This is a genomic window from Desulfatibacillum aliphaticivorans DSM 15576, assembly GCF_000429905.1.
Taxonomy (GTDB): domain Bacteria; phylum Desulfobacterota; class Desulfobacteria; order Desulfobacterales; family Desulfatibacillaceae; genus Desulfatibacillum; species Desulfatibacillum aliphaticivorans.
Genome location: NZ_KE386982.1, coordinates 41266 through 67717 on the forward strand (window position 1 = coordinate 41266; position 26452 = coordinate 67717).

A 26452-nucleotide genomic window follows, 5' to 3' on the forward strand; every position below is an offset into this window, starting at 1 on the left:
GCTTCCTTAACGCCATTAATAGAATGGCATAAAAAACAGCTTGACGTATAGTATAATTGGATTTTAATATAAATAAATTCTCATTAAAATATTAGTTTCTATCTCGCTTTGTTTTCTTCAGCACCATTGAAAAGACCGTCCAAAGCGCCCGTCCCTTAACATGAAGCGGCGTCAATCAGGGCGTTGATCAGGCGCCGGAATTCCGCTTGTTTTCTGCACCGGCAAGGCTAAACGTCAAGCCCTTGTGTGAGGAAGTCCAGACATACACCTACGGCATCTTCCACCTCTCTGTTTTTAAGGGCTTTCATTCTCCTTGTCTTTTCACTCCACGGTCCGGGGCCGCGTAAGCGATGTCCTGGGCGGATCCGCGATTTTTCTCAAAGGCGTTTTGCATGCAACCTATTTGCTGAACAATAAAGGAGATTAAACCATGAGTGAGATAAAACAGGAAAATGGGAAAGGGTATTCCGAGATTGCCGCGGGCGCCTCAGCAAGAATGCCTGAAAAAAATTCAAGTGTTCAAACGCATGATGGTTGCATTGGGGATCTTTCATCAACAGACTATCTATGGAAAGACAAATTGGATCATAGCGAAGACGCGATTGTATCTGTCCTGGCGTCTGATGGCGGTTATGTTTACTCAGGGTGCGATGGATACGTCCAGCAAGTTCATGTGGAGAGCGGCAATATTCATGCCGTCAATAACCTGCCTGATAAAGGAAACCATGAAGTCAGGCTGGCTTTGACGGACTCGTATCTGGCCGCGGGCACGAACGGCTATGTTGTATTGGTTGATCTCGCCGACTTCGGGAATGCGAGTAAAAATAAAGATATTGACTTACCGGATGACGGCGGCAGGGAAGTCGTTTCCGTCATATATGACGGCAATAAATACATTTATGCGGGCTCCAACGGCTATGTGCACCAAATCGATGCAAGCAGTAGGACGCTTATCGCCACCAACACGCTGCCTGGTATGGGAAACCATGAAGTGCAATTGGCCCTCTCTGATTCCTACCTGATTGCAGGCACAAATGGCCACGTAATATTGGTCGACCTTGCTGATTTCGATAATCCGGGTAATAATATTTACGCACCTCTGCCGGACAAGGATGATGAAGTTGTTCATGTTGTGACCGACGGCAAATACATTTATGCGGGCTCCAACGGTTACGTCAATCAAATCGATTTCAACGGCAATATTATCGACTCCAATAGGCTTCCTGACAGGGGCAACCATGAAACCCGATTGGCGCTGACGGACTCCTATTTGGTTGCAGGAATACATGGATGGGTCGTCATGGTTGACCTTGCCGACTTTGGCAACACGAAAAAAAATATTAACGTTCCATTGCATCATTGCGGAGAACATTATGTTAATGTGTTGTTCGATTCCCAAAAGAATATATTATACGCCGGGTCTAATGGATATCTTTACGCATTGTATCCTGAAACCGGCGCCGTATACTTGTCGCTCGACCTTTCCAAGCTGGGAGAGGATGAAGTCAGAATATCCGTGAGGGATGAGCAGGTTTTTTTTGGGACCTATGGATATTTGGCTTCACTAAATGTTGTTAAACGATTGGAGGTAGAATTAATACCCCAGGAAACGGAACAGTGGTGCTGGGCCGCCAGTGCGGAAATGATCATGAAATATTTGGGGCGCGATGTTCCTCAATGCGAGCAGGCTAACACGGAGTTTAAACGTAATGACTGCTGCGGCGACCCCGTACCAAAAGAATGTGTAAAGCCGGGTAGTCCGCAATTCGCTCATTGGGATTTTCTCTATAGATTTATCGATCCCCCAGACGTATTGTCATTCCATGATTTGAAACATGAGTTTTGCTCCAACAGGCCTGTACAATTTGTTTGGAAATGGACAGGGGGTAAGAAAGGCGCCCACGAGATGGTGGCTACAGGATACAGCGATTATGACCAGATGATTCATATCAATAATCCTTGGCCGGTGGACAGTGGAGAGGTGGCATGGATAACATACAGTGAGTATGTAAGCGGGAAAGACCATACACATGGCCGTGATTATTATGATATCCATTATAATCCAAAAGAACGGGAAGCTCCTCCAGTGAAAGAGTCTTCCGGAGAAATGGTTATGGAAAAAGAGTCATCCGCACCAAAAAGGGAGGAGTTCGTTGATGCGCAGTCCGCAGCGATAAAAGGGCTGAAATTGTATGTATCTTTGGGCATGGCCCAAAGTGAAGCGTCGTTGAAGAGCCCGGAAGACGCCTCCAAACTCGAACTTGGGGAGCCCTTTCAAGTATATTTTATTGGATTTGACAAAATAGAGCAGTTTCAACCCGGTCAAAGTTCGGATCAATTTCTCCTGGACCTGGATGAACTGATGTTTCCCATACTCTGCAACGGGCAAGTTGTCTCCGCCGTTGCAGTCAACCGGGAGGCGGGTAAATGGCATGTTAAAAGCATTGGCAATTCAAATACAATAAAAGACCTGACCCGAACAAAAAACGTGTTCGCCCAAGATCACATAAATCTTTCGCCGAAGTACTTTGTCGTCACAATTCCAAGCATGTATACGCTGTTTCTTGCTTTTGAAGACGACCAGGGCAATCTGAATTTTGTCCATGTCTTTGACGATACCGAAAGGGCTTTTGTCAAGAACACCCTGCAAAACGCTCATGAGGTATTGCAGGCCCTGCAAACTTGATGCTCGGCGGCAACCGTAGGCATGGCCAGTGATAAAATATTCCCTATGGGAATGACGCAGGGCAAGCCCTGAATCTTGCATTTTGTAACGATTACGGTGGTTTTTGCCTTGTTCTTTCTACATGGCGCCGGGGACGCCGCGATTTTTTGCCTGCTCTGTTTTTGCGCGAAGCGCTGTTTTGAAGTTTTGATCAAACTTTTTTAAAAGTTTGCCGCCGGAGGCAGGCAGTTTAGTCGTTTTGCCGTTTGCCGTCGGAGGCATGTTTTTTTTTCAGGACTGCGATTGAAAAAACACCCCGCCGATGTAGGTGACGGTGTTGGGGCCGTTGTAATATTTGAGCCCTGCGTCCTTCATCATTTTCATGGCGTCGATGCCGTAGGCCTCCACGGAGTACAGGGCTTTTTCCGGGAAGCGGCAGGGCTCGCCGTCTACGTAGGAGCAGGTTTCGCACACCTGGCAGGCGCCTACGCCAAGGATGACAAAATTCTCCGAGGCCAAACTTTCCTTGATAGCTTTGCGCAGGTTCTGGATGCGATCCTGAAAGTCCTTGGCGCCGGCCATCATGCCTTTCCAATCGTAGCTGCTTTCCAGTTCGTACACCTTGTCAACAATAAGAAACCGTTCGTATTTCTCAAGCCCGGCCTGGAGTTCCTCCACGGGAGCTATGGCGGGCGGGCAGGTCCAGCTTTTACCCACGCTGCCGCATCGGTTGGCTTCGCACATTTTACGGACCATGGGGCTGAACGGAACTTCGTCGCAGGAGATATCTTTGTAATGGTCGAAAAATCTTTGGACGGCTTCAAGTTCTTGCATGGCGTTCTCGCTGTTCAGGGAAAGGTTAAACATGAAAATTTAAACGGCTGAAGCCCGCCGGAAGGCTCCAGCCGTTTGTGGAAATGCGTTTATAGGGGGAAAGGGGGAGAGCGATTGCTGCCTATGGCATCTTTCGCTCATGCCAATCCGCTGTGTCCGTTATTGAGTTAGAAGCAGAAAGCCATCCTGCCGCCAATATAGTTTTGGTCCACCCCGTTGTCCCGATCCACGTCCGTATTGTACTGAAGCAGCAGTTGAACTGCAGGCGCCAGTTGGTAATTGGCGGAGAACCTAAGGGTTTGGGTCAGCGCGTCGTCATTCTGATTGATTCCGGCCAGGGTGGTCTCGCCTCCGGTGAGGTAGTAATAGCTGAGTCCCAGCCAGAAGGAATCGGAAAGGTTGTAGCTGACATGGTTTTGGATGTGGTAAACGGCTTCCTTTTCCTCTTCCAAGTGCAGGGGAGTGCATTCGTCGTTGTCGGAAAAGAGCTGCACTTCCCCGGTGAGTTCATAAACAAAGGGGCCTTTGATGAACACCACGGGCGTGGCTTCCAACCGGTAGGTCCAGCGGTTGCTGCCGACGTTTGCAGCTTTTTCGGAATGGTATTCCCCTGTTGGCGCGGTCAGATAAAATCCGGCGGACATGCCGAACTTCGTATCCCCTTCATTGTATAGGAATGGGGTGTTGATATGGGTGGCCACGGTTGTATCCGCAATGCCGTCCGAATTGGAGCCGCTGGTAGTCGGGAACAGGACGTCCGAGTCGAACTCCATGGATGCAAAGGGCTGGACCACGTCCGCGCTCCAGATCCATCCTCCGCCTATATCCCAGAAGTGGGCGAGCCGGAACATGCCGAACTGCATATCAAAGTCAGCGTTGCTATCCAGATTTTGTCCATCAACGTAAAAGTTGCTGCCGTAGTAATTCCTGTAATAAAACAGGAACAAATTCGTGCCGCCGGGCGCTGCAATAGCGTCTCTTGGGTCGTTTTCAGCCATGGCTGATATCGGAAACAACATTGTTGCAATCAGAATTGCTGCTACAAAAAATCTTCCTATCCTCATTTTTCCCTACTCCTTCAAAACACCCCCTGCAACTTAGCAGCGGCAGGGGGCGTTGATACTTCCAATACTGCCTAAAATCACTGCTTTTTAGTACACGCCATGGGTTTTTGCAGCGTTGCAAAAGGCTAACATGGTGTCGTGCTTGCCTTCGTCCAGGGCGCAACCGATGCTCAGGATGTAGCCCTTGTCTTTTCCGGCGGCGTCGATCAGTTTCTTGGTTTCCTCCTCCACCTTTTCAGGCGTGGCGGTGAGAATCATGGAAACCGGGAATCCGCCGGCGATGCACACTTTGCCGCCCAAAACTTCGGCGGCCTTGGTCATGTCGGTGCGGTCGAACAGGTACATGCAGCGGATGTCGGATGTGTCCGCCAGGTATTCCAGGCGCTGGTTGTATCCGCCTTCCACAAAGCATCCGGGGATGCATCCCGCTTCAGCCAGGCCGTACATGACCTTTTTCAGGGTCGGCCAATAGAATTTTTCGAACTGAGCGTTGGACATGAATCCGTCCGCCCCTTTGTGCAACGGAATAAACACGATGGGGTTGTTATTGGCCACAGCGCCGGCGACGCCTGCGTCGATCATGGGCTGCACCAGCCTTTCCACGGCTTCCAGAACCATGTCGGGCTTGCGGTACAGGTCCATCATCAGTTGGGTGGTTCCCCTAAAAGAGTCGCTGATGGTGTCAAAAGGAGCCTTGGTGGCGCCGCCTGCGTAGAAGGGGAAGCCCATGGCCATGATTTTGCCCAGGTAGGCGCCCATGGTGTTGATCCAGTCAAAGCACTGTTTGCCGGCTTCCATGAGGGCCTTGAGGGCTTCCTGCATGGGAGGCGTGCCGATGCCGACCAGCCAGGGGCCCAGCATGGGCAGTTCCATGGCGCCGTAGATGGGCGGCATGTCGGCGAAAGGCGCCAGAGCGCCGTGGGTCCTGGGCATCCAGGTGCGCAGATAAAAGTCCGTGGGGTCGCTGATCAGCTTGCCGTACTCATCGGCCGTCATGTATTCCTTTTCGTGGAACTGGTAGGACAAATTGTCCGGAACGCCCTGGCCGGGCCATTTGTAGAGATTGTACTTCAGGGTCTCCAGGGCCGGGCCGTACATAAGCATGGGCGCGGCGCCGGCGGCGTCCGGCTGGTAGGTTTCACAGAAATCCACGTAAGCCTGGCCTGCGGCGTCGGGGTTGTACATGGCTTCCTTACCGGAAATGCCTTTCATCATGGTCGGCGCAAAGGTGGTCAAGGGCATGACGGGCACGCGCTTGATGGAGTCGTCAAGCCTGAACGCGGCGGCGATCAACCCGGCGCGCTCCTGGTAGGCTGCCTTTGTTTCTTCGCTGATGAACTCGATGCCTTCCCCCGAAATCCATTTGTCCAGGAAGGCGTCTTGCTTTTTTCTGACTTCGCTCATATCTGACATGTTCTCTCCTCCAAAGGTGATCTGTCGGTTTTCAGTTTCATTAGGCGGCCAGCCATTCTTTGCTCTGATTAACGCCCGCCACAGCGTCGGTCACCCAGGCGTCGGCGCCGATGTATTCGCATACCTGCTGGTCCATCTGGGCGCCGCCGATCATAACCTTGTACTTGTCTCTAAGACCCTCTGCAGCCAGTTTTTCCACAAAAGCCTTCATGGGGTCGAAAGCCAGGGTCAGAAGCCCGCTCAGGCCGATAATGTCCGGCTGGAATTCCTTGGCCGCTTCGATGATTTTGTCCGCGGGAACGTCCACGCCCAGGTCCATGACCTCAAAGCCGTTCAGGTCCAGCATCATGCCCACGATGTTCTTGCCGATGTCGTGGATGTCCCCTTCGATGGTGGCGATAAGGTATTTGCCGATTTTTCCGCTCTTGTCCTCGGCGGCGTCTTCCTTCAAATGGGGTTTGATGAGCTCGGAGCCGGTTTTCATCATTTCGCCGGCCATGATCAGCTCAGGCACAAAGTAGGTGTTGGCCTCAAAACGCCTTCCAATTTCTTCCATGGCCTTTTGATAAGCGTCGAAAATCTCACTGGGATCCTTGCCTTCGTCGAGATATTTCTTGGTCAGTTCCATGACTTTGTCTTCCATCATGTCCGCGATGGCGTCGATTAACTCTTGCATGTTTTTTGCCTCCTTAAGGAAGTGTTGTTTTGCGCGCCGTCCGCTCGTAGGCGCGTCCTTCAATTATTTTTCCGGTTTGGGACCGATAAGACCGGCCCTGAATGCCTTGTTGAAACTCATGCAGAACTTGTCGCGGCCCATGAGCATTTCGGATGTCATGATGGCGCCTTTGAGCTCGCGATCGTTGGGGTTGATGATGGCGCTGTCCAGGCCGGCCTGCACAGCCATGGCCATGAAGTAGCGATTGATCAGGGGGCGCAGGGGCATGCCGAACGAAATATTGCTGGCCCCGCCCGTGATGTGCACCTTGGGGAACTCCTGGGTGATGGTCTTGATGGTGTCGTAAGTGACCATGGCGTTGTTGGTGCCGGTGCTGATGGCGATTACCAGGGGATCGATATACAGCTTTTCGTCTTCCAGGCCGCCGTCCCGGGCCATGCCGATCAACTGGCGGATGATCTCCATGCGGCCTTCCACGGTTGCGGGAATGCCCTTGTCATTCAAGGCCAGCAGAATCAGGTCCGTCTTGTGCTCCAAAGCCAGGGGCAGAACGCCGTCGATGCGGGCCTGCTCGCCGCTCACCGAGTTGATCATGGGAGTTTTATTCACGGCGCCCAGGCCGGCCTTGATAGCCGCCGGGTTGGCGCTGTCCAGACAAAGGGGCAAGTCGGAAACCTCCTGGATTTGATTCACCATCCAGACCATGTCCTCAGGCTCCCTGTCCGGGGCCGTGCCTGCATTGACATCCAGAAAAGTGGATCCGCCTTCATCCTGCTCCCTAGCAAGATTCTTGATGAACTCGGCGTCCCTTTCCCGAATTGCGGCTGCCACCGCCTTGCGTGTACCGTTAAGTTTTTCGCCGATGATTATCATTGTTTCCTCCTCCCGGGTTCTCGTTGGTCAATATCCCGGATTGGTTTGTTTTCTATTTCGGCATTTTCCCTTGTTTTGAAAAAGGGAAGATGCTATCAGTCTTCTATAGGACTTGTAGCAAAAGTCTTATAGAGGAGTAAAGCACTTTTTTTAGGATCGCGTTAATTTTTTTTGGAAACCGCCCCTACGCCTATTCCAGAATCGTGCCATTTTGTGGGGCGCCGGGAGTTTGCACGGGTTGTAACTAAAGGATTTTCAATGGAAAACAAAGAGACGACTATTCGGATTCTGCCTGACGGCAATGAAATAAAGGGCAATTCAAACATGACCTTGTTCGAGTCCCTTATGCATCAGGGAATATTTTTAAGGTCCGACTGCGGGGGCAAGGGCAGATGCGGAAAGTGCAAGGTGCTGGTGCAAAACGGGGCCGGAAATTTTGACGAAGTGAAAGCCTGCGTGCACAAAGTGGAGGAGGACGTCTCCATTCAAATTCCCGCGGCCTCGCTTCTTTCCTCTCATGTGATGGACAAGGCGCCCCTGTCCTTTCCCGAGTCTTTTCTTAAAAGGATGGCGGCGAAAAAAAGGCAAACGCCCCGGTACGGCGCCGCCGTTGACTTGGGAACCACCACCATCGCCGTGTATCTTTGCGATTGGGCCAATGGGGAGGTGCTGGGCTCCATCGCCTTAAAGAATCCCCAATCCATGTACGGCGCGGACGTGATCAGCCGGATTAACGCGATAGTGAAAAATCCTGAAAACCTGCCCTATTTGCAGAAGCTGGTCGTTAACAGCATCGAATGGGGCCTGGGCAAGCTGATGCATGCTTCCCAGGCGGGCGCAATCAGCAAGATGGTCGTGGTGGGCAATCCGGCCATGATTCACATTTTCACCGGAGTCAATCCGGAATCCATTGGAAGGGCCCCGTACGAACCGGTTTTTTATGAGGCCAGGGAATGGGATTCCGCCGCCCTTGGGTTCACTTCGAAGCCTTTTGTTGTGCACACCTTGCCTATTGTTTCGGGATTTATCGGCGGGGATACCCTGGCTGCGGCGCTTGCGGCGGTTTTCGACCGCCAGCCGGACGGCGCCTTGTTGATCGACCTGGGCACCAACGGGGAATTGCTTTTCAAAAACAACGGCTCGTTTTACGCCGCGTCCTGCGCCACGGGCCCTGCCTTTGAAGGCGCTGAGCTTGACTGCGGCATGCAGGCCACGCCAGGGGCTATAAACGGCGTCAAAATCAATGGAGATCAGAAAGTGGCTTCCCTTTCAGTGATCGGCGCGAACGGGGGGGACGGCGTGCAGCCGGCCGGCATTTGCGGCCCGGGAGTCATAAACGCCCTGGCCGAGTTGTATCGCAAAGGCGTGGTCAAATCCGGCGGAGGATTTAAGGCCGGAGAGCGGGAGTTTGTTCTGTTCGGAGGGGATCCCAATAACGGGAATCATTCCGTGTACATCTCGCAAAAGGACATCCGGTCCATTCAATTGGGCAAGGGCGCCTTGGCCACGGGCATCGAGTTTCTGCTCATGGAAGCCGGGCTGGTTCAGCCGGAAAAGATTCTTATCGCCGGGGCCTTCGGCAACCATTTGAATAAAGAGGATATCATTTGTCTGGGCATGATTCCTGATTTGAAGTCCGAAAAAATCGAGATGGCTGGGAATTCCGCGGGAGCAGGAGCCGTGATGGCTCTTTGCGACGACCTGTATTTGCAAAAAGCCATTGAAATGGCGAAAAAGATTCAAACCATCGACCTGGCGGGCAACGTGGAATTTCAAAAGAAATTCGTCTACAATCTCAGCTTTCCGGAGGGCGCCTGCTAACCTTTTTTGGATTCCAGGGCGTCCTTGCAGAATTGAACGGCCAGGGCGGCGTCGGTGAACCACCGGTCCGCCTTCACATGATCGTTGATGAGTTCGTCCAGACAGTTGCCGCCCACGATAATCAGGTCCTTGGCTTCGGGTTTGGCCTTGCGGACCATTTCGACCGCTTCGGCCAGGTTGCCCAGGCAGTTGGTCAGCAGGCAGCTGATGGCCACGAAATCCGGCTCCAGTTCCAAGGCCTTTTCCACAAAGGTCTGGGGCGGAACGTCCACGCCCAGATCCGTGACTTTGAATCCGTTGCAGATTAGCATGTCTTTAAGAATGTTCTTGCCCAGGTCGTGAATGTCGCCCTTGATGGTGCCCAATAAAATGTGGCCCAGTTCCTTGGCGCTTCTCACTGTCGGCAGGAAGGAGTTCAGATACTCCGCAGACTGCCTCATGATTTCTCCGGCCATGATCAGGGCGGAGATATAATACTCGCCTTTTTCAAAACCGACTCCAACCCGTCTGACCCCTTCCATGCAATAGGTGAGAAGCTCCTCTGTGTCATAACCCTCTTGGTGGAGCTTTTTCAATTGCCGGAGGCTGTCCTTTTCCTGCAACGAGGAAATCAACTCGATTAAAAGGGCTTTTTCAGCCGGCGGAATTTCCTTTTTGGGTTGAGAATCACTCATTCCATACTCCAACCATACTTACCAGAGGCATTTGTTCATGAGGGATGATAAACCAGCCGTAAGCGCAGGGTTTATCCTTGAAGTCAAAATAGATGTATTCCAACTTAAAGGCGGCCCCGTCTCCTTCCTCTTGCAAAAGCTCTGCCTCCTGCCCGTCCATCCGGGTGGGCAGCAGCCTCAGGGTCCCTTTTTTATACCCATGCTGCTTTTTGCTGAAAAACAGATCCGACAGGCCCGTGGTCTCCAACATGCTTTCCACCACCGGGGCCCGGGGGTCGAAAGGCAAATAAGCCGTCTGCACGCAAAACGGGCGGCTATTATGAATAATCAAACGCTTTACCAGGATAACCGGGGCTTCCGCCTCCAACTCCAGGATTCCCCCCTCCGTTCCTCCGGCTCTCGCCACATTGGTCTGCAAAACCCTGACCTGCAACCCGTTGGTGTCGGTCAGTACGTTGTGCAGCCCGTCCAGTCCGAAAGTGGTGGACCCCACTTCAATTCTGCGGACAAAAGTCCCGCTCCCGTGCACCCGTTTAACCAAGCCCTCTTCCACCAGCACGCCAATAGCCTGGCGGATCGTCATTAAACTGACGTCATATTGCTTGGCCAGCTTGGATTCCGAAGGAATGCGAATGCCCGGCTGCAGCCGGCCAGTTGCAATATCTTCTTTGATGATCATCGCAAGCTGCGAGTAAACAGGCAGGGAGCCTCTTTTCTTTTCAACTGCCTTCCCCAATTTGCCTCGTCTCCATGTTCAAAAAATACCCCATCCGGGCAGAGTGTATAGCATGCTGAAAAAAACAATGAAAGCAATTATTTCTATACACATCTATAAGAATTTGATAGGGTGGCGGCCTTGTGGGGGAAAGGCTGGGGAATGAAAAAGGAAAAAAACGTGAAGTTAATCAGTTGCCGGGCTCTGGCCCACATTATCGAGCCCATGGTCGATCCCGACATGGAGCGGGTCATTTTGGATATCGGGCTGCATCTGAACCCGGACAGGCTGCGCGAGCGGGTGATTGAAGAAATCGCCCGGATGGAAGAGGATGGGGACGACATTATTCTGGGTTACGGCCTGTGCGGGCGGGCTTTGGAAGGCGTGTATGCAAGCAAGGCCCGCTTGATTTTGCCGCGTGTGGACGACTGCGTAGGGGCCTTGTTAGGCTCTCAAAAGCGCCATAAAAAGGTGATGTCCGAAAATCCCGGATGTTTTTTTCTGGAGCCGACCTGGATAGGCTCGGAAGTGGATATTTTCGAGCAATGCCAAAAAGGGCTTGAGCGGATTCCTGAGGAAAGAAGGCCTCAGATTATCGAGTTGGCCCTTAAGCATTATTCCAAGCTGGGCCTGTTGGACCACGGCTGGGAGGATACGGACCGGGCGGTAATCCAATGCAAGGCGTTGGCGGCAAAGCATCAATTTGAGTTCATCCGCTTTCCGTCGGATCTGACGCTGGTTCAGGATTTAACCTCAGGCCTGTGGACCCCGGAGCGATTCGTCATCGCCAATCCCGGCGAAAAGATCCCTTTTTTTTAATAGGGCGGCTTTTAAACCGCCTGTTGGCGATGATCGTTCGCATTCAGGCGCTTTTTGCAGGGGCGCCGTTTTCGTAAATTTTTTCCATGAGATGAACCACCAGCTCCTCCACCTCATCAATTTTTAGGGCCGAAGTATTAAACACCATGGTGTACAGGTTGGGGTCGTCGGCGTTTCCGCCATAGAAAAGCCCCAGGGTTTTGGCCCTGCGTTTGTCCTCCCGCCGCACCAGCTCCGTGGCTTTTGCCGTACTCATTTTATAATGTTCTTCCAGGAACTTGATCCGGTCCGGGAGGTCGGCCACCAAGAGCACTTTTACGATGTCCTCGCTGTCCGGCAGGATGAACTGGGCGCCCCGGCCCACGATGACCACCTTGCCTCCTTCCTGCCATAGGTTAGTCACAACGCTTTTCAGGAATTTGATATAGCGCTCTTCGCTAAAGTCCTGGCGATCTTCGCCCAGCAGCCGGTCAATAAAGCTGGAGCTGACCATGGAGTTCACCAGCTTCATGAGAAGCCCGCCGGCTTCGCGTTCTATAGCTTCCACCCATTGTACGGAAACCTTGGCCTCTTCGGCGATCTTTTCTATAAGCAGGCGATCCACAAGGTCATAGCCCAGTCTTTGAGATAAGGTTTCCGCAAGGGTGTGTCCCCCTGCACCGAATTGACGAGATATTGTGACCACGGACATGATTCTCTCCTTCTGCGTCTGGGTGGGAAAGGCGGCGCGCCGCCATAGCCCCCTTGGCTGGAAACGGCGGCGCCTCGGCGGCTCAGTCCTGGGGGCTTTTAGTTGGACGAGCGCATTTGGACAAGCTCGTAAATCAGGGATTCGGCCCGATCTATGGAAATATGACTGGTGTTGAGGCACAAGTCGTACAAGCTGGGGTCGTCCGGATCCCTGTCGGTGACCTTTTTCAAAAAGGCCGAACGGTTTTTGTCCCATTCCTTGATGGTGGTCCGGGCCTCATCCGCGGAAAGGCGGTGATGTTCGATAAGAAAGTTCTCCCGCCACGATACAGGCGCCACAAGGAGAATGCGAATGAGATCCTTGGCGTCCTTGCAATAGAACTGGCTTCCCCGCCCCACAAAGACCACTTGCCCCTGGGCGGCCGTCTCCGGTATCAGGCGGCGGAGAGATTCCCGAACCTTGGCGCCCATGCCGCTTGAATCCTGATCTCCACCCCGGATCCGGCCAAGGATTTTCGCCACCGTGCCGGTGGAGACCAGGCTGTCTTCACCATGCCCCTCTCGTTCCGTGACGGCGAACCATTCATCGGAGATGCCCAATTCCTTGGACACCTTATCCATAAGTTCATGATCAGCGAAGCGGTATCCAAGCCTTTGGGCGAGACTGACGCCTAAGGTTCGACCGCCCGCCCCAAATTGTCTGGAAATGCAGATAACGGCCATGGACAATCTCCTTAGTGTTTCAAATTAATATGAATTCTGTGTTATATTAATACGGCGGATTTGCTGTTGGCAAGAAAAAATATTTTTTACTTACACAAACGATCAATTTTTTAGTTTCAGCAATGTTTTCCGGCGCCGTAAAAATGATTATGCAAAACGGCTTTCCCCTTCAAATGCGCGCTTTTTTTCAAGCAAGAGATAATCGCTCTGCATAGTCCTCTGAAAACAAGGGATTTTTTTTCTTGAACTCCGCTTAGCCTTCATGCAATCATTGACGCAATGACTTAGCGTATCGACTAAGCCAAAGTCAGGTTAACGCTTAAGATGGAACCCTGTCCCGAACTCTTTTTTTAAAGACGTGAGCCGCGGAGTTCTCATTATGAAGCCTATTGACCTGGAAAAGTTATCAACGAATCGCCGGGAAATACTAAGGGCTGCTCAGCCTCCTCCCAAAAATCCCTATGTCCAAAAGGGCTTATCCCTGGGGATTTCCTCGCTTTTACTGTTCGCCTCCTGGATTCTTTTATCCGGCAAGTTCGACGCTTTTCACCTGAGTTTAGGCGCGGCCTCAAGCCTCTTCGTAGCCTGGATTTCCCGGGACCTCCTTTTTCCGTCCGGAGATGTTGCAACCCTGGCGCGGTCCATGGCGGGCATGGCGGCTTACACGCCCTGGCTTTTACTGCAAATCGTCAAATCCAATATCCATGTTTTACGAATTGCTTTCGCGCGCAATCCTGAACAACTTATTTATCCGCACATAATCAGCATGCACACGAAGCTGAAGGGGGAAATCCCTTTGGTCACCTTTGCAAATTCCATCACTCTCACCCCCGGCACCATTACCATCCAGGTATCCGCCGGAAACGAGGTGAGAATTCACGCCCTGGACTACACCACCGGAGACATGGACGCTCTGCGTGAAATGGAGTCCCGCGTGGCCAGGGCTTTTGGGGAGTCTGACTAACATGCACGGTTTTTTTCTGGGCGCGGCTTTGTTTCTTATTCTGCTCATGGCTCTGTCGCTGTACAGGGCGGCTTACGGCCCTACCGTGGTGGACCGCCTGGTCGGCGCCAACGCCATCGGCTCCAAAACCGTGGTCCTGCTGATCATCATCGGCCATCTTTTTTCGCGGGAGGACATGTTTGTGGATATCGCCCTGGCCTACGCCATGCTGAATTTCATCGCGGTGCTCGCCGCCTCGCGCTACTTTCACAAACGCAAAGGCCTGGACGCCGTGGAAGAGGAAATTACTCCTCGAATTCATTGGGATTAAGGAAAGATGTCATGTTGGACTTATTGGCCGTATTGTTGACTTTGGGGGGCTTGGTTTTTTTCGCCGGCGCCACTATGGGAATTCTCCGATTTCCCGACTTTTACACAAGGCTGCACGCTGCGGGAAAACTGGACACCCTGGGGGCTCTGCTCACTATGGCGGGCTTGGCCGTCTATAATTTGCATCCTTTTTCCATAACAACTCTTTTGACCAGCCTGAAGATCGGCTTCGCGGTAGGCTTTATTTTCATAGCCAGCCCCACGGCCACCCACGCCATTGTGGACGCCGGGGTTCGCGCCGGTCTGCGCCCCTGGGTTAAACAAGAGGACGAACAAAAATGATCTGGCAAGTGGATCTGGCTATTTTGGCGCTGGTGGTCATATGCGCCATAGCGGCCGTTACTGTGCGCGATTTGTTTGGCGCAGGCATTTTGTTTGGCGCTTACAGCTTCATGCTGTGCCTGTTATGGGCTGTCATGGGGGCCGTGGACGTGGCCTTTACCGAGGCTTCCGTGGGCGCGGGGGTCAGCACCGTGTTTTTTATCGCCGCCGTGTTCCGAACCACAAGGAGGACGAAAGATTAAACGCTTCTGGCTAATACCGGTGTTGTGCTGCTGGGGCATGCTGGTGCATGCGACCTTGGACTTTCCGGGTTGGGGGGATCCCAATGCTCCGGCTCATTTGCACGTGGCGCCCGAGTACCTGGAACAAGCCTACGAGGAAACCGCCACGCCCAACGTGGTCACCGCCGTCCTGGCCGACTATCGCGGTTACGACACCATGTTCGAAACCGCCGTTATTTTTTCCGCCGGCCTTGCCTGTTTCTTCCTGCTTCGAGTCCAGCCAAGGAAAGAGGAGGAGGAAGACCGTTTTTTTCGCCACCTTGCCACGGACATGGTCATCCGTATACGAACCCCGTCCATGCACGTGCCTGACTCCCCCTATTTGCAGCAACTGGACCCCTACTGGACGCCTCGAAGCCTCATTGTAAGGGCGGCCTGCAGGGTGCTTACGCCGTTCATTCAGCTATTTGCGCTGTACGTGGTGGCGCATGGGCACCACAGCCCGGGGGGAGGCTTCCAGGGCGGCGTCATCCTGGGAGCTTCGTTCATTTTAATCGCCCTGTCCCATGATTTACGGACCAGCATGAAAATGACCCCGGAAAAGCTGATGGGCGTGTTGAGCCCGGCGGGAGTGTTGATCTATGCGGGAGTAGGCGCCCTGTGCGTTGTGGCCGGACACAATTTTTTGGATTACGGGGCCTTGGCCGAATGGCTCGGGACGGCCCCGGAGGCCGCCCGTTCGTTGGGAATATTATTCGTGGAAGTGGGCGTGGCCGTGTGCGTCATGGCCACCATGATAATCATCTACGCCAATCTGTCTTCAGCCGGCGGCTACAAACAAGGACTCTGATCAGACATGGAATCGATAACCGGCCTCATCCTCGCAAAATACAACTACTGGATGTACATATCGCTTATGATGATAGGCCTCTACGCCATGATCGCCAAAAACAATCTGGTTAAGAAGATCATCGGCATGAACATCCTGCAGACGGCCATCATCTTGTTTTACATTTCCATCGGCGCAAAAAAAGGCGCAACCATCCCCATTATCATGCATTCGGAGGGACACGGGCATGAGGCGGTGCATGCCGTCCAGTACATGAATCCCTTGCCCCATGTGCTTATGTTGACGGCTATCGTGGTTTCTGTGGCCACGTTAGGGGTGGCCTTGGCCCTGGCGATCCGTTTGTACGCCCGTTTCGGGACCCTGGAGGAGGACGAAATCAACGATCAGATACGGGAGGCCCCGTGAATCAATATCCGGCCTTTCTCATCATAGCGCCGCTTCTCGCGGCATGCCTGATTGCAGCCGCAGCATGGCTGCGCAGGTCCTTGTGCTTCCCCATAGCGGTCCTGGGTTTGGGGACGTCCTTTCTTTCCTCTCTGGGCGTCGCCGCGCGCGTCCTGGCTGAGGGCCATTTTCAATACCGCATGGGCGGATGGGCGCCGCCTTTGGGCATCGCCCTGGAAGTGGATTACCTGAACGCGCCGGTGCTTGTGGCGGTCTCCGGGGCCGCCCTGGTCAGCCTGATTGCAACGCGTCAAATCGTAGAAAGGGAACAGGGGCCTAAAGCTCCCGCCTTTTACACCTTGATGGTGCTGGCCGTCACCGGCATGCTGGGCATGACCGCCACCGGTGACGCCTTCAACCTGTACGTTCTGCTGGAAATCTCCTCCATTACCGGATACGCCCTCACCGCTTCGGGGGATCGTTTGGCGCCGCTCGCAAGCCTGCGGTATTTACTGCTTGGTACGATAGGGGCTTCGTTTTATCTTTTGGGCGTAGGGCTCCTTTATATGATGACCGGCACCCTGAACATGGCGGATTTAAGCGGGCTTTTGCCGGCATTGTACGGCTCGGACGCCGTTTTCGCCGCCTTCCTGCTCATCTTGTGCGGAATCTGGCTGAAGGCGGCCTTGTTTCCCTTGCACGCCTGGCTGCCGGGCGCCTATTCCCACGCAAGCCACGCCTCCGCCTGCCTCTTGGCCCCCCTCATGACCAAGGTGATGATTTACGTCATGCTGCGGATTATGTTCACTGTTTTCACCCCCGCTTACGTGTTTGAACAAATATCCTTGGAGGGATTTGTGGTGACCCTCGCCGTCGTCGCCGTCGTCGCCGGCTCGCTCATGGCCCTGGCGCAGCGAAACTTACGGCGTATGGCCGTGTACATAGTGGTTGCGGAAGTGGGCTACATGGTCGGAGGCGCCTGGCTGGGAAACCAGACCGCGTGGACGGGCGCCATCCTGCATCTTTTGAACGACGTCCTCATGACCTTGTGCCTGTTTTTGGCCATAGCCGCCCTGGCCGGCAGAATGGAAACCACGGATTTTAAGGATCTTGAAGGCCTTTTTTCAACAATGCCGTTTTCCATGGGCGCCCTGGTTTTGGGCGCCATGTCCATCATCGGCGTTCCGCCCGCGTGCGGGTTCTTCAGCAAATGGTTCTTGCTGAAAGGCGCCATTGAGGCGGGGAGGTACGACTTCCTGGCGGCCCTTTTGTTTTCCAGCTTGATCAACGTGGTCCTCTTTTTCCGATTGTTCGAGTACGCCCTGTATTCCGGGGACGATCATCACGGCCATGGAGGACACAAATATATTGAAATTCATGAGGCGCCGCTGTCCCTGGTTGCGTCCTTATGGGCGGCGGCCGCCGGAATACTGGCCGTGGGGTTTTATTCCGGCTCAATCGTAAACAATTTCATCAAACCGGCGCTTATGTGACGGCGCATCCCGGAGCCTGAGAGTGCACGAAATCGTCTCCATTCGGCCCCTTCTGGCGGTAATCGCGTCCCTGGCTGTGACGCCCATCCTGCTCTCCGCCCGCTCTCCCAATGTGCGGGAGGGATGGACCTTTGCGGCGGGCGCCGTAAAGCTGGGAATCGTCCTTTCCATGCTGCCCGCCGTGCTTGGCGGAAACGTTTTTTGTTTCGCTCTGACGGAAGTGATCCCCGGAATTCGCCTGGCTTTTCGCGTGGACGCCATGGGCATGTTGTTCGCCCTGGTGGCTTCCACCCTGTGGATCGTAACCTCGGCCTATTCCATCGGCTACATGCGCGGCCTGGACGAGCACTCCCAAACCCGATACTACTGCTTTTTTGCGATTGCTCTCTCCGCAACCATCGGGGCGGCCTTCGCCGCCAACCTTGTCACCCTGTACATGTTCTACGAAATTCTTTCGTTCGCCACCTATCCTCTGGTCACCCACCATCAGGATGAAGAGGCCAAAATCTCCGGCCGCAAATACCTGTTTTTTATTGTAGGCGGATCCGTGGTTTTGGTTTTGCCGGCCATGATCATCTGCCACATGAAGGCCGGAACCCTGGACTTTGCGCCTCAGGGATTTTTGGCCGGACATGTGACCCAGGGCTTGGCAACCGTGCTTCTTCTTTTGTTCGTGTTCGGTTTGGCCAAGGCCGCGCTCATGCCCATGCATTCCTGGCTGCCGGCCGCCATGGTGGCGCCGACTCCGGTGTCCGCGCTGCTGCACGCAGTGGCGGTGGTCAAGGTGGGGGCTTTTTCTGTAGCCCGGGTTCTCACCGGGGTTTTCGGCGTCGATCTTTTAGCGCAATACGGGCTGGGAACCTTGCTGGCCGTGCTGGCTTCCATCACCATTTTGGTCGCTTCCTTTATCGCCTTATCCCAGGACGGGCTCAAAAGGCGGCTGGCCTTTTCCACCATTGGGCAGTTATCGTACATCCTTTTGGGCGTGGCCCTTTTAACGCCTAAAGGCATAACCGGCGGACTGGTGCACATCGCCATGCACGCCTTTGGGAAGATCACCCTGTTTTTTTGCGCAGGGGCGATTTTTGTCGCTGCGGGAATAAAAAACATCTCCGAAATGAAAGGGCTCGGCCGGCGCATGCCCATAACCATGGGCGCCTTTTTTATCGGCAGCCTGTCCGTGATCGGGCTGCCGCCCGGCGGCGGATTCATTTCCAAGTGGTTCCTGGCGCTGGGCGCCCTGGAATCCCATGAACTGGCCTTTTTAGGCGTGCTGCTTTTCAGCTCTTTTTTAAATGCGGCGTATTTTCTGCCAATCGCCTACAACGCGTTTTTCGCCAAGCCGCCGGATGACGCCAAGGACGCGGGCTTTCAGGAAGCCCCGCCATGGTGCGTGGCCCCCCTGGCGTTCACCGCCATGGCTTCGGTGTGGCTGTTTTTCAATCCCTGGCCCTTTCTTGACTTGGCGCGGCTCGCCGCGGCTCAGGTTATAGGAGGTTAAGCATGGCCGACAAAAAGCCCGGGCCGGACCGGGAGGAAATCATGATTCTGGACCACGAGCCTCAACCGGGCTATCGCACAGCGCTCATCGCAGTCGTGATAGCAGGCGTTTTATGGCTTGCGGTCTGCTTTATGGGGGTGTTTCATCATGGCTGATAAAACCGGTTGGTTCGATAAACCCGGCAATTTCAAAAAGTTTTTACGAGGCTTTTTTGCAATCCTCATCGTCCTTTTAATTGCGGATCTGTTTGTGCCCAAGCATCCCCATTTCCCCTGGGAGTATGCGCCGAATTTTTCAGCCGCCTACGGGTTCATCTCCTGCGTTCTTTTGGTGGTAGTGGCCCGAGGGCTAAGGCGCATCGTAATGCGAAAAGAGGATTATTATGATTCCTGACATCCCGCCAGGACTCCTGATCGTCTGCGGAGCGCTCCTGGTTCCCTTTCTCAGAGGGGGAGTCCGGAAGGCATGGGTGTTGATCCTGCCTTTGACGGCGCTGGCCATCGCCGCCACCGCCCCGGAGGGCGCCCGGTGGACCGTCGACTTTCTGGGGCAGAAGCTGGTCCTGTTTCACATGGACCGTTTGTCCCGGGTTTTTGGAATCATTTTCTCCCTGATCACGGTTATCGGTTTCGTTTTTGCGCTAAAAGTCGAAGACTCACTCCAGCATGCCGCAGCCCTGGTGTATGCGGGAAGCGCCCTGGGCGTGACCTTCGCCGGGGATTTTCTTTCCCTTTACGTGTACTGGGAATTCATGGCCGTGGCCTCCACCTTTCTGGTGCTGGCGCGGCGAACCCCGGAAGCCCGGGCGGCCGCGTTTCGCTATATTCTGGTGCACCTGGCCGGGGGATTGGTTTTACTGGCGGGAATCGTCCTCTGGTATTACGAAACCGGAAGCCTGGCCGTCGGGCATATCGGCCTTAACGGATCGGCTTCCTGGCTGATCTTCCTGGGAATCGCCGTGAATGCGGCCATACCGCCCCTGCATCCGTGGTTAAAGGACGCCTATCCCCAAAGCACGGCAACGGGAGCGGTCTTCCTTTCCGCATTCACCACCAAAAGCGCCGTCTATTTGATGGCCCGCACCTTTGCAGGAACCGAATTGCTCATCTGGCTGGGCGCGATCATGACGTTCGTCCCCATCTTCTACGCGGTCCTGGAAAACGACATCCGAAGCGTTTTGTCATACAGCCTGATCAACCAGGTCGGGTTCATGATGTGCGGCGTGGGGATCGGCACGGAACTGGCCATCAACGGAACCGTGGCCCACGCCTTTTGCCATATTTTATACAAGGCGCTGTTGTTCATGGCCGCCGGAAGCGTGCTCCACGTCACCGGACGCATCCGATGCACGGACCTGGGAGGGCTATACAAATCCATGCCGCTCACCTGCCTCTTTTGCATTGTGGGAGCGGCGTCCATATCCGCCTTTCCGTTGTTTTCCGGGTTTGTCAGCAAGTCCATGATCGTCTCCGCCGCCGGATACGGACATCTATCCGTGATTTGGCTCATGCTTCAATTCGCCTCGGCGGGCGTGTTTCATCATGCAGGCATCAAGGTGCCATTTTTTATGTTTTTTTCCCACGACCAGGGGATTAAGGCCAAGGAGCCTCCATTGAATATGCTTCTGGCCATGGGAACGGCCGCCTTTTTGTGCATTGCGGTGGGCGTGTATCCCAAGCCCTTGTACGCCATTCTGCCTTTTCCCGTGGACTATGTCCCGTACACGGCGGCCCACGTGGTCGGGCAATTGCAACTCCTGTTATTCGGCGCCCTGGCCTTCGCCCTGCTCATGCTGTCCGGCGTGTACCCCCCGGAAATCAGGGCGATTAACCTGGATACGGACTGGTTCTACCGCAAAGGCTTCCGCGTTGCGGACAAGGCTTTGGGAACCGTTTTGAACGGAGTCAATAAAGCCGCGGCCGGGCTTTTCTTCGGAGTTATTCCCGGAGCCGCGGCGCGATTTTCATCAAACGCCCCGGTGCGTATTGCCGGCGCGCCATTGGCCGGGCTGTTTTGGCTGTTGGGATGCAGGGGCCAATACCTGAAATTCAGGATGGATTTTTTGCGGAAATCCTTTGAAAAGGAGTCCCTGCCCGTGGGATGGGCGGCCGCGGCCGTCGCCGTGATGTTCGTGCTTCTATATGTTTGGAATTAATCCCCTATGCGGTGAACGGACGGGGGATTTCGGGTGCATGAACTTATCTCTCAGGCAGTCATGTAATTTTATTTCCAGAACGAGAGATAAACATCGCGTCCCCCTGAAATCTGTAATGAATCGAAAAACCCGGAGGCGTACTATGCCGTCACTGGCCCAAATGAAAAATATCCGCATGATGTCTATTTTGTCCGACGACATGTTGAATCGAATTCTTCCCTTGATTACGGAGGAAAGCTACGCCGCCGAGCAGGAAATATTTTGCGAGGGCGACCCTGCGGACGCCGTTTATGTGCTTGTGAAGGGCAAGGCCCTGTTGAACAAGTCCGCTTCCAACTCCGTGTGCGTTGCCGTTTCGGCCGTAGATCCGGGCGACGCCTTTGGCTGGAGCGCCATCTTGGGGCGTTGCATATACAGCGCCACGGCCACGTGCGTGGAGGAAAGTCTGCTTTGGAGGATGCCGGGTAAGGCGCTTTTGGATCTGTTGAACGAGGATCCCGTCATGGGACACAAGGTTATGGAGTTTTTAGCGCAAACCCTGAACGAACGCCTGGAAAAGCGCACCACCCAACTTTTTAAAACCCTGCTGGAACATATCGAAATGGTCTGCGGCCTGGAAGGAGCTAATTGATTTTGCGGCAACCGATGACGTTAAACCGATAAACGGGATGCCAAGCCTTTATTGATTAGCGACTTCCGCAAAACTCATTGTAACAAAAAAGGTCCCATCGAACGCCCATGTCGCATTCGCACGGGACCATGAGAAGAGGAGGGGGCGGGACGAGAATCGAACTCGTACACTGCGCAGCATCGAGGGGTTTTTGAGTTCGAAAAATCTGGAACAAGAATATTTAATTTCTTAACTATTTGAAATAATTGCCCATTTGAATGGGTCCTTTTGGCTTTGTTAGACATTTTTAGAACTTTTTTGAGCTTGGCGGCACAATTTGGGCGCAATTTTGCCAATAGATGAGCAAAAAGCAGAAAAGGAAAAATGGAAGCGTTCAGGGGGGATTTAGCCCAGATTGGCGATCCTGGCACGGTCGCTCGGCCGGCCATTGAGGAAATCGGAAGTAATTTGGACGAGCCTGGGAACCCTCAGGACGGACCGGATAAAGTCCCGGGCCGTTTCCCTGGACTCCCTGCACACGCCGGAAAGTTGGGCGACCAGGGCGGAGAACCGGGGGCCGCAGCCGGTCTTGCTTTCCTCTGAAGAGCCGGAAATCAAAGAAGAACCGGAAGCAGAGGAAGCTGAGGAAGCTGAGGAAGCGGAAAAATCCGAAGCTCCGGAAGAAGAACAGAAAGAGGAATAGGCCGCCCCTAACCGGCCTGATTCAATAGGAAATTCAACGGCGACGGGCGTGTTGGAATTTCCCAACCCCCTTTGCCGTTTTTTCGTAGTTGCGGGGTTTCCCCGCGCTGTAGTTGTGGGCCCCCCGCCCGTAGCCGCGCGGTCCCCGCGCTCAAAAACAGGGCTCGCCCGGCATTTTTTTTGGGGTGGCCCAGGCAGCGTGGTTTGCTGCCTGGGTTGCGTTAGCAACAGAAGGTGCGCCCCGCATAGATGATGGAAATCAGGAATGCATGGCGGGCGAAAAGTCTTTTTCGAAACCGTTTTTCGGTAGCCGCCGGGTTTCCCGGCCATTGTAGTCGCGAGGTCCCCGCGCTCGTGGTTGCGAGGTCTCCTCGCCTGTAGTTGCAAGGTCTCCTCGCCTGTAGTTACGGGATTCCCCAGCCCGAAATTGTGCAGTTTTCCGGCCGAAACCATGGGGCCTTTGATCCCGGCCATGGTCATCTTTTAGAAACCGCGTTGGAAGATTCGCCCGTCATTTCCACCGTTTCCCGCAACATGCTAGAAAAGATTAAGAAACCCCTTGCAAAAACCGGCGGGATGATGCATAAGGGGGAGCATCTTTGCAAGGCGGACGCCCATCCCCGGGAATTGACATCCAAAGAACCGCTTTGCACGGGGCTTTTCGCCCCCGTAACATATCTTGCGGAGAGATGGCCGAGCTGGCTGAAGGCGCTCGCCTGCTAAGCGAGTGTGCGGGGAAACCTGCACCGAGGGTTCGAATCCCTCTCTCTCCGCCATATTTTCAAGCACTTAGCTAATCCCATCAAAACCTAACTTTCCCCGTTTTCGGAGTCCTCGTTGGCCGCATGGTTGGCCGCTTTATTTTCGTCCGCATCTTCAATGGCCCCTGAAACCTCATCCAATCCGGGGACCAGAGACCCTAAATAGATATCAGTCGTGGACTCCCTTTTATGGCCTAAAAACTTGCCCACGTCCCTGGTCTTAACTCCCTTCTCCTTAGCCTTGTGGGCCGCTAGGTGTCGAAGTGAGTGCCAATTGAACTCTTTTACTCCAGCCTTGGCGCAGAGCCCCTTAATCAGCTTCTTGATCCGGCTATTGTACACGTATCGGTAGCCTGTCCTGGGGTTCGTAAATACATAAGGGCTTCGCTTATCCCTTGCCGACCAAAGCCGACGGATGATCATCAACAACTTCGGGCCTATTGCCACAAGCCGGGGTTCCAAAGCCCCGCCCTTGCGTTTCCTGGTATACAACGTGATCCGTCGGGCTTCAAAATCAACATCATCCCACATTAGGCTTAGGATCTCCGAGACCCTGGCCCCTGTATAGTGCACCGTTTCAATCAGATCCCTATCCTCGCCGGCCATCAGCAGTACACGATGGTAATCCTCGATCGGCGGGACATACCTTTTAAATGAATCTTCCTGATACTTGGCGACGGGCAGACAGGGGTTACGAGCCATGAGCCAATTCCTTTGCGCCCAATTGGCCAACGCCGAAAGATCCCGTAAATAGCGGTTGGCCGCCTTATTCCGGTCAACCAAGCGGCCAACCTGTTTTCTTTTTAATCTCTTATTCGTTTCTGCTTTCTTGTTGTGCCTGGTCACATTCTCGATTCGGGCCTCATTCTCAGCAGCAATTCGAGACCTCTCGTGGCTTAAAAATTCCTGGATCATTTCCGGCCTGATGCTATCCACGTCCGGATCATACCCCATGAAAGTCACAAATTGACTAAAAACAAAGGATTTCTGTCGCGTTGTGTTCTTCGTCATACGCCCATCCAGTGTCATCAGGTACTTATTGCAGACCACGGAGAATGCCAAACCTGTCTTCGGAGGCGCTTTCAGATGCTCCCTTAGCCTGTTTTCCGCATCCCTGGCTTCTTTTTTGGTCCTGAACCCCTGCTTTCGATACCTTTGCCCCTGATACCGGAACGTGTAGCCCCAGCCCGTCGCTGTTTTTGATTGTCCCACTTTGCGCCCTCCTTTCGCAGAACTTTATTACCTTCTCAACATCAAACCTCACGGCCTTAGTTTTACCATGACGTGATGGAGGTATAAAAAAGTGAGGCAACTCCTGCCAAAACGACCTTCGACGGGCAGTGTTATATGGCACTGCAAAATATGCAGCAAGCCCCTTTATATCCACAATTTCAGGCACTTCATTATCCCCATAAGAGCCGGATGATAGTCTGTAGAAACAAACCCTACATTCCCTCCGGAACATCCTCGCGCTGGAGGATTTCCGACGGGATTTTGCCGGCCAGGTCAATGCCGGATTCCAGAAAAACCTGCACCAATTCTGACTTTTTGCAGGTTTCGAACTTGCCGCGCTTCTTGCCCAGGGTCTCGAACAAAAAGGCCTTGGCTTCGCCGCTTGAGAATATTTCAAAAAGATTCCCAAGCTCGATTATCTCAGCCTTGGTTTTTCTTTTGAGATATTCCTCTGTGATTTCCCACTCGGTCCCTATATCAACGCCCAGGTAGGCGGCCACGTGGGGACGGACGCCATAGGTTCTTTCCTGCAGGGCGATTTGTGCGGAAACTTCCTTGATCCGGAGCATGGTCTCATCCAGGGAGATATCGGTGATTGTCCGGAACAACACCCGGTCGTCAATTTCCAGGTAGGCCCAGGATTCTCCCGGATGCTTGACCTTACCGACTTTATACGTCTCTCCGTACCAAGTCTTGGCGTCCTTATTGGAGGAAAGCAGAGCGAACAGCGCCAGATGGAAGGACTTGTCTGCACTCGGATCCACATCTTTGAGCCGCAGCGGAATCTGTTGTTGGAAAAACTTTTCACGGAACTCCGGGCCGTGGTTTCGATCCCTGGGCGCCGGGCCTGAAGACGTGGAACTAGGGGCTGTCAATTTCCTGAAGCACCCTTTATCCCCCAGGCAGACACGCCCCTCGTAGATTTCTCCCCGGGTCCGCAATATCGTTCCAAATGACTCGCACCTCATGCAGTCATCAGGAACCGCGTCGCCCCAGAATCTTTCATAGTCTTGCCAACTAACATTATCATCAAACACAAATGCATTTGTAATGAGCTTCATGGTCTTGCGGAATTGGGGCCAATTGTCCGTCAACCAGGTCCGTTGATGCTCTTTGAAGCACGCCGTCTTCATACAAAGCGCCTTTTTCGACTCAACGTCAAAAAGACTCATTTGCGTGCTTGAGTTGAAAGCGCATGTGTTGCACCCGGCATCTTTGGCGCTAAACAATGCGGACTTGAGCGGGATCGCCTGGTCGTCAATTGCTGATTTAAGCTCCTTAACGGACATACGTTCATCGACCAAGACCTCCAATTGCTCCAAAAGATCATCCTTGTCCGGAATCCGAAGTAACTGCTCCAAATGCCCAAATCTGACACTGTCCCCATCCCAGGCATCCAGGACCTCATCAGGCAGATCCAGGACGCGAACCCGGCGGCGGATGTATCCCGGGCTTATCCCGGTCCGGCCGGACAGATCCTCCAGGGCCTCCGGCCCCTTGCGGTCCAGATAGGCTTTAAAGCCCCTGGCTTCCTCCAGTTCGTCCAGATCCTGGCGGGCCAGGTTCTCGATCACCATGGCGTCAAAAGCCTGATCATCGCTCATAACGCGAACCATGCAAGGAATCGTGGTCTTGACAAGGCCTCCATTTTTCTTGGCAATGGAGCTTAACGCCCGATAGCGACGCTCGCCAGCGACAATTTCAAAGGATGCAGCTTCGGACTTCGCCGTGAGGGCCTTTTTCCCTTTGGGCTTTTCCTGCGCCAGCGGGTCAACGGGACGCACTACGATAGGCTCCAGGATGCCAATGGCGCGTATGGATTCCACCAGTTCGTCCATACCCTTTGGGTCAAACGATTTACGGGGGTTGTGGGGGCTTGGGGTGATTAGGGAGAGAGATATCTCCCGGAATTCCGACTTTTCCATGTTTCCCTCCATTATATATAGGTCACTAACCCGGT

The 26452-nt window shown here is 53.7% G+C and carries 27 protein-coding genes and 1 tRNA gene; 17 read left to right on the forward strand and 11 right to left on the reverse strand.

Going from position 1 to position 26452, the window contains the following annotated elements:
• Positions 1–430: 430 nt before the first annotated feature.
• Positions 431–2686 carry a papain-like cysteine protease family protein gene (locus G491_RS0126280; protein ID WP_028316642.1) on the forward strand — a complete coding sequence of 752 codons (2256 nt, stop codon included), beginning with the start codon at positions 431–433 and terminating at the stop codon, positions 2684–2686.
• 270 nt (positions 2687–2956) lie between these two features.
• Here the strand turns inward: G491_RS0126280 and G491_RS32710 are convergent, their stop codons facing one another.
• From G491_RS32710 to G491_RS0126310, 5 genes are all read right to left on the reverse strand, one after another.
• Positions 2957–3499, reverse strand: coding sequence for a DUF2284 domain-containing protein (locus G491_RS32710; protein ID WP_169829526.1), 543 nt, complete (start codon positions 3497–3499; stop codon positions 2957–2959).
• Positions 3500–3666: 167 nt separating this feature from the next.
• Positions 3667–4497, reverse strand: coding sequence for a transporter (locus G491_RS0126295; protein WP_169829527.1), 831 nt, complete (start codon positions 4495–4497; stop codon positions 3667–3669).
• Positions 4498–4650: 153 nt separating this feature from the next.
• Positions 4651–5976, reverse strand: a complete 1326-nt coding sequence (locus G491_RS0126300) for a uroporphyrinogen decarboxylase family protein (RefSeq protein ID WP_028316644.1) — start codon at positions 5974–5976, stop codon at positions 4651–4653.
• A 40-nt stretch (positions 5977–6016) separates the two neighbouring features.
• Positions 6017–6652 (reverse strand): cobalamin B12-binding domain-containing protein, encoded by a 636-nt coding sequence (locus G491_RS0126305; RefSeq protein WP_028316645.1) that lies wholly within the window; start codon positions 6650–6652, stop codon positions 6017–6019.
• Positions 6653–6715: 63 nt separating this feature from the next.
• The gene (locus tag G491_RS0126310) at positions 6716–7525 is read right to left on the reverse strand and encodes a dihydropteroate synthase (protein ID WP_028316646.1); all 810 of its coding nucleotides are present in this window, start codon (positions 7523–7525) and stop codon (positions 6716–6718) included.
• A gap of 258 nt (positions 7526–7783) precedes the next feature.
• Here G491_RS0126310 and G491_RS0126315 point away from each other — a divergent pair, with 258 nt between their 5' ends.
• Positions 7784–9346 carry an ASKHA domain-containing protein gene (locus tag G491_RS0126315; RefSeq protein WP_028316647.1) on the forward strand — a complete coding sequence of 521 codons (1563 nt, stop codon included), beginning with the start codon at positions 7784–7786 and terminating at the stop codon, positions 9344–9346.
• Here the strand turns inward: G491_RS0126315 and G491_RS32715 are convergent.
• Positions 9343–10020, reverse strand: a complete 678-nt coding sequence (locus G491_RS32715; RefSeq protein ID WP_051327541.1) for a cobalamin B12-binding domain-containing protein — start codon at positions 10018–10020, stop codon at positions 9343–9345. The two genes, G491_RS0126315 and G491_RS32715, sit on opposite strands and share 4 nt — an antisense overlap.
• Positions 10013–10756: a GntR family transcriptional regulator gene (locus tag G491_RS0126325; RefSeq protein WP_028316648.1), complete on the reverse strand. Its 744-nt coding sequence runs from the start codon at positions 10754–10756 to the stop codon at positions 10013–10015. Before G491_RS0126325 ends, G491_RS32715 begins: the two co-directional genes overlap by 8 nt.
• A 159-nt stretch (positions 10757–10915) precedes the next feature.
• Here G491_RS0126325 and G491_RS0126330 point away from each other — a divergent pair, with 159 nt between their 5' ends.
• Positions 10916–11554 carry a DUF1638 domain-containing protein gene (locus G491_RS0126330; RefSeq protein ID WP_169829528.1) on the forward strand — a complete coding sequence of 213 codons (639 nt, stop codon included), beginning with the start codon at positions 10916–10918 and terminating at the stop codon, positions 11552–11554.
• Between the two features lie 43 nt (positions 11555–11597).
• Here G491_RS0126330 and G491_RS0126335 read toward each other — a convergent pair whose 3' ends face one another.
• Positions 11598–12245, reverse strand: coding sequence for a cytidylate kinase-like family protein (locus G491_RS0126335; RefSeq protein ID WP_015949628.1), 648 nt, complete (start codon positions 12243–12245; stop codon positions 11598–11600).
• Between the two features lie 98 nt (positions 12246–12343).
• Positions 12344–12967: a cytidylate kinase-like family protein gene (locus G491_RS0126340; RefSeq protein ID WP_028316650.1), complete on the reverse strand. Its 624-nt coding sequence runs from the start codon at positions 12965–12967 to the stop codon at positions 12344–12346.
• Positions 12968–13346: 379 nt separating this feature from the next.
• Between G491_RS0126340 and G491_RS0126345 the strand changes: the two genes are divergently transcribed.
• From G491_RS0126345 to G491_RS0126410, 14 genes are all read left to right on the forward strand, one after another.
• A complete protein-coding gene (locus G491_RS0126345; RefSeq protein ID WP_051327542.1) occupies positions 13347–13931 on the forward strand; it encodes a Na+/H+ antiporter subunit E in 585 nt (194 codons plus the stop codon).
• Between the two features lies 1 nt (position 13932).
• Complete coding sequence (locus G491_RS0126350; RefSeq protein ID WP_015949631.1) at positions 13933–14241, forward strand: MrpF/PhaF family protein; 309 nt, start codon at positions 13933–13935, stop codon at positions 14239–14241.
• A gap of 11 nt (positions 14242–14252) precedes the next feature.
• The gene (gene mnhG, locus G491_RS0126355) at positions 14253–14582 is read left to right on the forward strand and encodes a monovalent cation/H(+) antiporter subunit G (protein ID WP_035220338.1); all 330 of its coding nucleotides are present in this window, start codon (positions 14253–14255) and stop codon (positions 14580–14582) included.
• The gene (locus G491_RS0126360) at positions 14579–14824 is read left to right on the forward strand and encodes a Na(+)/H(+) antiporter subunit B (RefSeq protein ID WP_028316653.1); all 246 of its coding nucleotides are present in this window, start codon (positions 14579–14581) and stop codon (positions 14822–14824) included. Before mnhG ends, G491_RS0126360 begins: the two co-directional genes overlap by 4 nt.
• A gap of 19 nt (positions 14825–14843) precedes the next feature.
• Complete coding sequence (locus G491_RS0126365) at positions 14844–15653, forward strand: Na(+)/H(+) antiporter subunit B (protein WP_248635536.1); 810 nt, start codon at positions 14844–14846, stop codon at positions 15651–15653.
• Positions 15654–15659: 6 nt separating this feature from the next.
• Positions 15660–16058 carry a cation:proton antiporter subunit C gene (locus G491_RS0126370; RefSeq protein ID WP_015949633.1) on the forward strand — a complete coding sequence of 133 codons (399 nt, stop codon included), beginning with the start codon at positions 15660–15662 and terminating at the stop codon, positions 16056–16058.
• The gene (locus G491_RS0126375) at positions 16055–17530 is read left to right on the forward strand and encodes a proton-conducting transporter transmembrane domain-containing protein (protein ID WP_028316655.1); all 1476 of its coding nucleotides are present in this window, start codon (positions 16055–16057) and stop codon (positions 17528–17530) included. Before G491_RS0126370 ends, G491_RS0126375 begins: the two co-directional genes overlap by 4 nt.
• Before the next feature lie 22 nt (positions 17531–17552).
• Complete coding sequence (locus G491_RS0126380; RefSeq protein WP_035220341.1) at positions 17553–19031, forward strand: monovalent cation/H+ antiporter subunit D family protein; 1479 nt, start codon at positions 17553–17555, stop codon at positions 19029–19031.
• A gap of 2 nt (positions 19032–19033) precedes the next feature.
• Positions 19034–19186, forward strand: a complete 153-nt coding sequence (locus tag G491_RS35740) for a hypothetical protein (RefSeq protein WP_157468615.1) — start codon at positions 19034–19036, stop codon at positions 19184–19186.
• The gene (locus tag G491_RS0126390) at positions 19179–19424 is read left to right on the forward strand and encodes a hypothetical protein (protein ID WP_028316657.1); all 246 of its coding nucleotides are present in this window, start codon (positions 19179–19181) and stop codon (positions 19422–19424) included. The genes G491_RS35740 and G491_RS0126390 overlap by 8 nt, the downstream gene beginning before the upstream one ends.
• A complete protein-coding gene (locus G491_RS0126395; protein ID WP_028316658.1) occupies positions 19414–21186 on the forward strand; it encodes a Na(+)/H(+) antiporter subunit D in 1773 nt (590 codons plus the stop codon). The genes G491_RS0126390 and G491_RS0126395 overlap by 11 nt, the downstream gene beginning before the upstream one ends.
• Positions 21187–21328: 142 nt before the next feature.
• Positions 21329–21817, forward strand: coding sequence for a Crp/Fnr family transcriptional regulator (locus tag G491_RS0126400; protein WP_028316659.1), 489 nt, complete (start codon positions 21329–21331; stop codon positions 21815–21817).
• Positions 21818–22244: 427 nt separating this feature from the next.
• Positions 22245–22499 (forward strand): hypothetical protein, encoded by a 255-nt coding sequence (locus G491_RS0126405; protein ID WP_028316660.1) that lies wholly within the window; start codon positions 22245–22247, stop codon positions 22497–22499.
• A gap of 682 nt (positions 22500–23181) precedes the next feature.
• A tRNA-Ser gene (locus tag G491_RS0126410) sits at positions 23182–23274 on the forward strand.
• Positions 23275–23307: 33 nt separating this feature from the next.
• On the opposite strand, the gene G491_RS0126415 is transcribed toward G491_RS0126410, so the two are convergent.
• A complete protein-coding gene (locus G491_RS0126415; protein WP_028316661.1) occupies positions 23308–24471 on the reverse strand; it encodes a tyrosine-type recombinase/integrase in 1164 nt (387 codons plus the stop codon).
• A gap of 233 nt (positions 24472–24704) precedes the next feature.
• Positions 24705–26417 carry a ParB/RepB/Spo0J family partition protein gene (locus G491_RS0126420; protein WP_028316662.1) on the reverse strand — a complete coding sequence of 571 codons (1713 nt, stop codon included), beginning with the start codon at positions 26415–26417 and terminating at the stop codon, positions 24705–24707.
• Between the last annotated feature and the right edge of the window lie 35 nt (positions 26418–26452).

Excerpts from the sequence above, each read along its gene's own strand:
- G491_RS0126280 (WP_028316642.1), top strand. The coding sequence starts at position 431 with ATGAGTGAGATAAAACAGGAAAATGGGAAAGGGTATTCCGAGATTGCC.
- G491_RS32710 (WP_169829526.1), bottom strand. The coding sequence starts at position 3,499 with ATGCAAGAACTTGAAGCCGTCCAAAGATTTTTCGACCATTACAAAGAT.
- G491_RS0126295 (WP_169829527.1), bottom strand. The coding sequence starts at position 4,497 with ATGGCTGAAAACGACCCAAGAGACGCTATTGCAGCGCCCGGCGGCACG.
- G491_RS0126300 (WP_028316644.1), bottom strand. The coding sequence starts at position 5,976 with ATGTCAGATATGAGCGAAGTCAGAAAAAAGCAAGACGCCTTCCTGGAC.
- G491_RS0126305 (WP_028316645.1), bottom strand. The coding sequence starts at position 6,652 with ATGCAAGAGTTAATCGACGCCATCGCGGACATGATGGAAGACAAAGTC.
- G491_RS0126310 (WP_028316646.1), bottom strand. The coding sequence starts at position 7,525 with ATGATAATCATCGGCGAAAAACTTAACGGTACACGCAAGGCGGTGGCA.
- G491_RS0126315 (WP_028316647.1), top strand. The coding sequence starts at position 7,784 with ATGGAAAACAAAGAGACGACTATTCGGATTCTGCCTGACGGCAATGAA.
- G491_RS32715 (WP_051327541.1), bottom strand. The coding sequence starts at position 10,020 with ATGAGTGATTCTCAACCCAAAAAGGAAATTCCGCCGGCTGAAAAAGCC.
- G491_RS0126335 (WP_015949628.1), bottom strand. The coding sequence starts at position 12,245 with ATGTCCGTGGTCACAATATCTCGTCAATTCGGTGCAGGGGGACACACC.
- G491_RS0126340 (WP_028316650.1), bottom strand. The coding sequence starts at position 12,967 with ATGGCCGTTATCTGCATTTCCAGACAATTTGGGGCGGGCGGTCGAACC.
- G491_RS0126345 (WP_051327542.1), top strand. The coding sequence starts at position 13,347 with ATGAAGCCTATTGACCTGGAAAAGTTATCAACGAATCGCCGGGAAATA.
- G491_RS0126350 (WP_015949631.1), top strand. The coding sequence starts at position 13,933 with ATGCACGGTTTTTTTCTGGGCGCGGCTTTGTTTCTTATTCTGCTCATG.
- mnhG (WP_035220338.1), top strand. The coding sequence starts at position 14,253 with ATGTTGGACTTATTGGCCGTATTGTTGACTTTGGGGGGCTTGGTTTTT.
- G491_RS0126360 (WP_028316653.1), top strand. The coding sequence starts at position 14,579 with ATGATCTGGCAAGTGGATCTGGCTATTTTGGCGCTGGTGGTCATATGC.
- G491_RS0126370 (WP_015949633.1), top strand. The coding sequence starts at position 15,660 with ATGGAATCGATAACCGGCCTCATCCTCGCAAAATACAACTACTGGATG.
- G491_RS35740 (WP_157468615.1), top strand. The coding sequence starts at position 19,034 with ATGGCCGACAAAAAGCCCGGGCCGGACCGGGAGGAAATCATGATTCTG.
- G491_RS0126390 (WP_028316657.1), top strand. The coding sequence starts at position 19,179 with ATGGCTGATAAAACCGGTTGGTTCGATAAACCCGGCAATTTCAAAAAG.
- G491_RS0126395 (WP_028316658.1), top strand. The coding sequence starts at position 19,414 with ATGATTCCTGACATCCCGCCAGGACTCCTGATCGTCTGCGGAGCGCTC.
- G491_RS0126400 (WP_028316659.1), top strand. The coding sequence starts at position 21,329 with ATGCCGTCACTGGCCCAAATGAAAAATATCCGCATGATGTCTATTTTG.
- G491_RS0126420 (WP_028316662.1), bottom strand. The coding sequence starts at position 26,417 with ATGGAAAAGTCGGAATTCCGGGAGATATCTCTCTCCCTAATCACCCCA.